The organism is Acinetobacter sp. ABJ_C1_1 (assembly GCF_044684115.1).
GTDB lineage: Bacteria > Pseudomonadota > Gammaproteobacteria > Pseudomonadales > Moraxellaceae > Acinetobacter > Acinetobacter nosocomialis_A.
Genome location: NZ_JBITPU010000052.1, coordinates 1 through 246, shown reverse-complemented (window position 1 = coordinate 246; position 246 = coordinate 1). Strand labels below are relative to the sequence as shown.

Here is a 246-nt window from a genome sequence, read left to right as displayed (position 1 = left end):
CTGCGACTGTTGTGGTGACTGTAGATGGTGTGAACTATCCGGCAACCAATAATGGCAATGGCACCTGGACGCTTGCAGACAATACGCTTCCAGTGTTGACCGATGGTCCACATACAGTAACTGTGACTGCAACTGATCCTGCAGGTAATGTGGGTACAACAGGTGCAGTGGTGACTATCGATACCACAGCACCAAATGCACCGGTTCTTGATCCAATCAATGCCACTGATCCAGTGACAGGTACAG

1 protein-coding gene is annotated in these 246 nt (G+C 50.0%); it reads left to right on the top strand.

All coding sequences use genetic code 11. The annotated features are described in order from the left end of the window. Nucleotides 1-246: Ig-like domain-containing protein (locus ACG59Z_RS18795; protein ID WP_400200734.1), on the top strand; the 246-nt coding region annotated here is incomplete at both ends.